Source organism: Mesorhizobium sp. P2_D6, from assembly GCF_056404315.1.
Genome location: NZ_JBFUEG010000046.1, coordinates 1 through 7,265 on the forward strand (window position 1 = coordinate 1; position 7,265 = coordinate 7,265).

A 7,265-nucleotide genomic window follows, 5' to 3' on the forward strand; every position below is an offset into this window, starting at 1 on the left:
CTCTGTTATGAATGAACTCTGTTATGAATGAAACAAGCTTGGGATGCGCAGCGACTCTACACTTGGCTGCTAGCGTCAAGAACGGAATAGATGCCTGTGACCTTTACCTTCCGAAGTACCTCATGGATGGAGACATCGTTCGAGAGCCGCTCGTGATTTCCAATGGGCGAATGACGGTGCCGTCCGGGGTTGGCCTTGGGGTAGACATCGACGAGCGCGCGCTCGAACATTTCACTGTGAAAGGGTCGGTCGTCGTAACCTCGGCTAAATGATCGGGTATAGGGAACGCGTTTTCTCCCTTTGGTTTTTTTCCGCGGACACGTTACCGAAAACAGCCCCTGAGAGGCGGACGTCGGGGGTGCCAAGTGAACGAGAAACGCCGATTTCCTGCGTTCTGGAGAGACGGTTTGCGCAGAAGCGTCCCGTTGACGTTGATCGTCGTCAAAGAGGCCGCATTGTCAGGCCCAAGGCAAGACAAATGGAGGGAGGAAGATGTCACGGAAACTAGGCTACTTCAGGCGCTGCGTCGCTGCTTGCCGGCTGAGTCGACTTGAATTTCTCGGCCATGCGACGGGGATCGGCGCCTCAGCGGCATCCGCGGATTTCCCTGCTACGGCGCAGGTATGACATATGGGCTCACCCGTTCTGAGGCTAGTTGCCGAACGCATTTCTCTGGGCATTCTTCTTCTGTTCGCCATTTCGATCCTGATCTTCGCAGGCACGCAGATCTTGCCCGGCGACGTCGCGCAAGCCATTCTGGGACAATCGGCGACACCGGAGTCGCTCGCCAATCTGCGCGAGCAGCTCGGGCTGAACGATCCGGCCTATATCAGGTATTTCCATTGGCTCGGCGGCGTGCTGACCGGCGACCTCGGCACGGCCATGTCGAGCGGGCAGGATATCGCTGCTTCGATCAAGGGCCGGTTGTGGAACACGCTGTTCCTCGCTTTCTGGGCAGCGATCGTGGCCGTGCCGCTGGCGATCATCCTCGGCCTGATCGCGGTGCGCTATCGCAATGGCTGGGCCGACAAGCTGATCTCCGGACTTGCGCTCGCCTCGACCTCGTTCCCGGAATTCTTCGTCGGTTATCTCCTGGTCTATTTCTTCGCCGTACATTGGCAGATCTTCCCCGCCATCTCGACCGTCTATGACGGCATGCCGTTTGGCGAGCGCATGCAGGCGATCGCGCTGCCGGCCACCGCGCTGACGCTGGTGGTGCTGGCGCACATGATGCGCATGACCCGCGCGGCCATCCTCAACGTCATGCAGTCGGCCTATGTCGAGACGGCGGAACTGAAAGGCCTGTCGGCCTTCAACGTCATCCGCAAGCATGCCTTCCCCAATGCTATCGCGCCGATCATCAACGTCGTCATGCTCAACCTCGCCTACCTGATCGTCGGCGTCGTCGTGGTCGAGGTGATCTTCGTCTATCCCGGCATGGGGCAGTATCTGGTCGACCACGTCACCAAGCGCGACGTGCCGGTGGTGCAGGCGGTCGGCCTCGTCTTCGCCGCCGTCTATATCAGCCTGAACATCATTGCGGACATTGGGGCGATCGTCGCCAATCCGCGCCTCAGACATCCGAAATAGGGGGCGGGCATGCTCGATATCAAACGCATCCCCATTCCCGCGCTGATCGGCATCGTGCTGACGGCGATGTTTGTGCTGGCGGCTGTCTTCGCGCCTTTGATCGCACCGTACGGCAATGCCGAGATCGTCGGCGACGTCTGGGAACCGATGACCGCGGCACATTTGCTGGGCACCGACAATCTCGGTCGCGATCTGTTGTCGCGCATGATCTACGGCGCCCGCATCACTTTGTTCATCGCGGTGCTGGCGACGGCGCTGTCGTTCTCGCTCGGCGCCATCCTCGGCTTTTCGGCGGCGGTGTTCGGCGGCTGGTTCGACACGCTTTTGTCGCGCCTCGTCGATCTCCTGATGTCGATCCCGACCCTGATCATGGCGCTCGTCGTGCTCTCGGTGCTGCCGACCAATCTGGTGACGCTGATCCTGGTGATGGGCGTTCTCGACTCGACCCGCGTCTACCGTCTGTCGCGCGCTGTCGCCGTCGACATCAACGTCATGGACTACGTCGAAGCCGCCAAATTACGCGGTGAAGGCAGCGGCTGGATCATCTTTCGCGAGATCCTGCCCAACGCGCTGTCGCCGCTGGTCTCCGAACTCGGCCTGCGCTTCATCTATGCCGTGCTGTTCCTGTCGACGCTGTCCTTCCTCGGCCTTGGCGTGCAACCGCCGGATGCCGACTGGGGCGGCATGGTCAAGGAAAACAAGGACGGCATCGTCTTCGGTATCGGGGCGGCACTTATTCCCGCCGGGGCGATCGCCGCACTGGCAATCTCGGTCAACCTTGTCGCCGATTGGATCCTCAACCGCACGACAAGCCTGAAGGGAGGACGCGGGTGATGGCCGACACAAAAGCAAAGCCCGGCCTGCTGCTCGACATCCGCAACCTGCGCATCGAAGCGACAGTATTTCCGCCCGGCGAGGCGCCGAAGAACATCGTGCTGGTCCACGATGTCTCGCTGACGCTGGAAAAGGGCAAGGTGCTCGGCCTGATCGGCGAGTCTGGTGCCGGCAAGTCGACCATCGGCCTGTCGTCGATGGGCTATGGCCGCGGCGGCGTGCGCATCACCGGCGGCGAGGTGCTGCTCAACGGCCGTGACATTCTCAAGGGCGGCAAGGAAGGTTTCCGCAAATTGCGCGGCCGCGAGGTCTGCTATGTCGCGCAATCGGCGGCGGCCGCCTTCAACCCAGCGCGCCGGCTGATGGACCAGGTGATGGAAGCGACAATGCTACACGGTGTCGCTACCCGCACCGAAGCCGAGAAGCGCGCCGTTGCACTCTTCAAAAAGCTTGGCCTGCCTGATCCGGAGAATATCGGTAAACGCTATCCGCATCAGGTTTCGGGCGGTCAGCTGCAGCGCGTCATGACCGCTATGGCACTCTGCTCGGAGCCTGACCTGATCGTTTTCGACGAACCGACTACCGCGCTTGACGTGACAACCCAGATCGATGTCCTCGCTGCGATCAAGGACGCAATCCGGGATACTGGCGTCGCCGCGCTTTACATCACCCATGACCTCGCCGTGGTGGCGCAGGTCTCGGACGACATAATGGTGCTGCGCCACGGCATAATGGTCGAGCAAGGCGAGACGCGCCAGATCATTGAAGCGCCGCGTACGGACTACACCAAGGCGCTGGTGTCGGTGCGCTCCATCGAGCATGAGGAAAAGAAGCCGACAGACAAGCCGTTGCTTGCGGTCGAGAACGTCACGGCCGCTTATGGCGGCGGGTTTGTCGTGGTCCAGGATGTCTCGGTTGAGGTCCACACTGGCCAGACGTTGGCAGTAGTCGGCGAGTCTGGCTCGGGCAAGTCGACGCTCGCCCGCGTCGTCACTGGGCTTCTGCCGCCGACGTCCGGGAGCATCACCTTCGCGGGGCGGATACTGTCGCCCAGGCTTGCCGAACGGACGAAGGACGACCTGCGTGAACTGCAGATGATCTACCAAATGGCCGATGTGGCGATGAACCCGCGCCAAACGGTCGGAAGCATCATCGGCCGCCCGCTTGAATTCTATTTTGGTATGCGGGGATGCGAGCGCGATGCGCGGATCGCCGAGCTGCTCGACGAAATCGAGATGGGCAAGGGCTTCATCGACCGATATCCAGCTGAACTCTCGGGCGGCCAGAAGCAACGCGTCTGCATTGCGCGCGCTCTCGCCGCCAAGCCCAAGCTCATTATCTGCGACGAGGTGACCAGTGCGCTTGACCCACTTGTCGGCGACGGCATCCTCAAGCTGCTGCTTCGCATGCAGAAATTCGAGGGCGTGGCCTATCTGTTCATTACTCACGACCTCGCGACGGTGAAGGCGATCGCCGATTCCATTGCGGTCATGTATCGCGGCGAGGTCGTCCGCCACGGCTCGAAGACAGAAGTCCTGAAACCGCCCTTCGATGTCTATACGGACCTGCTTCTCTCTTCGGTTCCGGAGGTGGAACTCGGCTGGCTGGAGAAGGCGATCGGGGGACGGCGCATGGGGTGCGCGGGCCACTAAATTAAGCTCTGCACGGGCGGTAGCTTTGCTGACGCTGGCTGCCGCGCTTGCCCGAACACCATCGGCCTCTCACCCTCGATCACGAGCCTGCGTCGGACCAGATGGTCATGATTGCTGAGGTGCACGGTGATGCCTCGAACCATGCGGGGCAATGCGTGCTACTTGAGCCAGGAAGTCGAGCTAAGCATCCAAAATTGAAACCGGCCGATTTAGGCCCGATCTGGGATTGGCCGTGCTTCGGATACATTGCATGGTGACTGTGGATTTGAGTTAATGGCGGGCGTGTAGCGCTGCTATGAACGCCACTGAGCCCGCCTCGGGTTCAATTGACGCTGACCTCATGCAACTAGTCTGACGGCTGAGCCAAGGTGCTCCCGACTGGTCCGGGCGAATATCAGCACGACTGCAGGCAAAGATCACGAAGCGATCATTGCTCAACGCCGCAATGGTTCTCAGATGCTAGGAGCGCCGCCGGGCCGCGCGGTCGTGCGTCGAGAATACCCTACGGTGCAGCAGAGTATTATTGACGGCTAAACGACCGCCACAACCCATTCCTATGAAGCTGCCAACCTGATCTCGACGCGACAGTCCGGCTCCTCTCTCGTGAAGGGCTGCCTCAGGAATGCGAAGGGAGCTGCATTCAACAAGGCGGAAAAGCCGCATGCAAGCTCGCCTTCATACTTCCCGCCATGTGCAAAACGAACGAACCATTCCGCCGAGTTTGGCGCCAACTTTATCGAAGACCGCAACACCCGATTTCCCAACATACTTCCTCGCCGACACGGCCGCACAGATGAAGCGATCCCTCCACGGCAAGCCCGGCTGAGCGAGCAACGGGCACTCTCCAACAGAAAGCGCAGGAAGGAGGGAGAAAACGCTGATTTCCTGCGTGCTGACGAGAGAGTTTGCGCAAAGCGGCCCATTGACGTTGCTATCGTATCGGAGGGCATCGTCAGGCCCTAGGGAAGACAGGATGGAGGAAAGAAGATGTCACAGGAACTCGACTACCTCAGCCGCTGCGTCGCCTCAGGCCGCCTGAGTCGACGTGAATTTCTCGGCCGTGCGACGGCGCTTGGCGTCTCAGCGGCACTCGCCAACTCGCTGATTGCCGGGGCCGCGCGGGCCCAAGGGCCAGTCCGCGGCGGGATCCTGAAAGCAGGCCTACACAGCGGTGGTTCGACCGACAGCCTCGATCCAGCGAGCTACACGTCGTCGATGGTGAAAAATTTCAGCTATTGTTGGGGCGAGTATCTCTTGGCGCTGAGGCCCGACGGCGGACTGGAGAATCGGCTCGCGGAGGAAGTCGGTTCGTCCAAGGACCTTAAGACCTGGACGATGAAGATCCGCAAGGAGGTCGAGTTCCATAACGGTAAGACCGTGACAGCGGAAGATGTAGTAGCGACGCTCGAGCGTCACTCCGACGCCAACTCAAAATCGGGTGCGCTCGGCTTGCTCCAGAGCATCGACGACATCAAGGCGAATGGCGACGAGGTCGTCGTGGCGTTGAAGGATCCTAATGCTGACTTCGCATATTTGATGACTGACTATCATCTCGTCATACAGCCGAACGGCGGCAAGGACAATCCGGCCGCAGGCATAGGCGCCGGCCCCTACAAGGTGTCCGTCAACGAGCCCGGCGCCCGCTATGGCGGCGATCGGTTCGCAAATTTCTGGCAGTCCGACAAGATGGGCTTCGCCGATCAGATCGAGATCTTGGTCATCAACGACAACACGGCCCGAATCTCCGCGTTGCAGGCAGGCCAGGTGCACATGATCAGCAGTGTCGACCCCAAGGTAGTCGATCTCATCAAGCGCGTACCCGGCCTGGAGGTGGAAGCCGCGTCGAGTCCCGCCTACTACTGCTTCAACATGATGTGCGACACCGCGCCCTTTGACAACAACGATCTGAGAATGGCGCTCAAGCTCGCCATTGATCGCGAGGAGATGCTCGACAAGATCCTACGCGGCTACGGGAGCATCGGCAATGATTTCCCGGTCAATGCCTCATATCAGCTGTTCCCCCAAGACATTCCGCAGCGCGAATTCGATGCCGACCAAGCCAAGCACTATTACAAGAAATCTGGCCACAGCGGCCCCATTCTTCTTCGTGTCGCGGACGCCGGCTTCCCCGGCGCCGTCAACGCCGCCCAGCTCTTTCAGCAGAGTTGCGCCAAAGCTGGAATTACCATAGAGGTGAAGCGCGAGCCGGACGACGGCTACTGGTCGGAGGTCTGGTCAAAGCAGCCGTTCTACAACACCGGCTGGGCCGGCCGCGCGACTCAGGACCAAATGTACTCGACCGCGTATCTGTCGACAGCGTCCTGGAACGATACGCACCTTCGCAACGAGAAGTTAGACAAGTTGCTCATCGAGGCGCGCCGCGAACTCGACCAGGAAAAGCGCAAGAACCTCTATCGCGAGATGGCGATCATCGTCCGCGACGAGGGCGGGGTGATTGTGCCTATGTTCGCCCAGGTCATCGACGCGATCTCCGACAAGGTCGGCGGCTACGCCGGCTACCGCGATAACCTGATGAGCGGTTACGCTTTCTCCAGATGCTGGCTGACCGCCTAATTCGGGTTCCATGATGTCGATCTCTTGATTCACAACACCCAGCGCGTCGCGCTGGGTGTTGTGCTTCTCGTCGCTGTTTCGGGTCTGATCTTTTAACCTCACTAGAGTCCAGGGATGAAAACAGCGGTTACGTCACAGCTGTCGGGTGCTCAAAATGTTTCGCAAACTCAGGATATGAGCGAAGGTAATCTCATCCGCAGGTAATCTCATCCGCTCTAGATGATGTAGACGCCTATCGGAGGGTAGCAACGGTGTCTCGATTGATCTATTTAAGTTTTCTCTGCAGCAACCACGACTATTTTGAAGGAATCATCAAGATCAAGTCGTCTGTCGGAAAACAGGCTTAGAATAAGCCCGTAAAGCTGTTAGTCACGGTTTTGCAGTGCCACGCCCTTTCAAGATTGTGTCGGCCATCTTCTCAGCCACCATGATCGTAGGAAGATTTGTGTTGGCCCGGGGGCAGAATGGCATGACAGAGGCGTCAGCGATTCTCACGCCCGAAACGCCGCGGACGCGACCTGATGGATCGGTCACAGCGAGGGGATCCGACAGCGCACCCATCCGGCAGCTCGATGTCGGATGCCAACTGGCCGCCACGTTTCGGCGGACAAAGAG

At 59.8% G+C, this 7,265-nt stretch carries 6 protein-coding genes; 5 read left to right on the forward strand and 1 reads right to left on the reverse strand.

Going from position 1 to position 7,265, the window contains the following annotated elements:
• Positions 1-23: 23 nt before the first annotated feature.
• The 5 genes from AC1D1L_RS33110 (at position 24) to AC1D1L_RS33130 (ending at position 6,650) form a co-directional block, all read left to right on the forward strand.
• Entirely contained in the window at positions 24-272 is a 249-nt protein-coding gene (locus tag AC1D1L_RS33110) for an enolase C-terminal domain-like protein (RefSeq protein WP_477345675.1), read from the forward strand.
• Positions 273-630: 358 nt separating this feature from the next.
• Positions 631-1,590: an ABC transporter permease gene (locus AC1D1L_RS33115; RefSeq protein WP_477345677.1), complete on the forward strand. Its 960-nt coding sequence runs from the start codon at positions 631-633 to the stop codon at positions 1,588-1,590.
• 9 nt (positions 1,591-1,599) lie between these two features.
• Positions 1,600-2,424 (forward strand): ABC transporter permease, encoded by an 825-nt coding sequence (locus tag AC1D1L_RS33120; RefSeq protein ID WP_477329140.1) that lies wholly within the window; start codon positions 1,600-1,602, stop codon positions 2,422-2,424.
• Positions 2,424-4,076 carry an ABC transporter ATP-binding protein gene (locus AC1D1L_RS33125; RefSeq protein ID WP_477345679.1) on the forward strand — a complete coding sequence of 551 codons (1,653 nt, stop codon included), beginning with the start codon at positions 2,424-2,426 and terminating at the stop codon, positions 4,074-4,076. Before AC1D1L_RS33120 ends, AC1D1L_RS33125 begins: the two co-directional genes overlap by 1 nt.
• A gap of 987 nt (positions 4,077-5,063) precedes the next feature.
• On the forward strand, positions 5,064-6,650 hold the full coding sequence (locus AC1D1L_RS33130) for an ABC transporter substrate-binding protein (protein WP_477345681.1): 1,587 nt from the start codon (positions 5,064-5,066) through the stop codon (positions 6,648-6,650).
• A gap of 369 nt (positions 6,651-7,019) precedes the next feature.
• Here the strand turns inward: AC1D1L_RS33130 and AC1D1L_RS33135 are convergent.
• Positions 7,020-7,265 (reverse strand): GMC oxidoreductase (locus AC1D1L_RS33135; protein WP_477345683.1); only part of this gene is annotated, 246 nt, incomplete at its 5' end.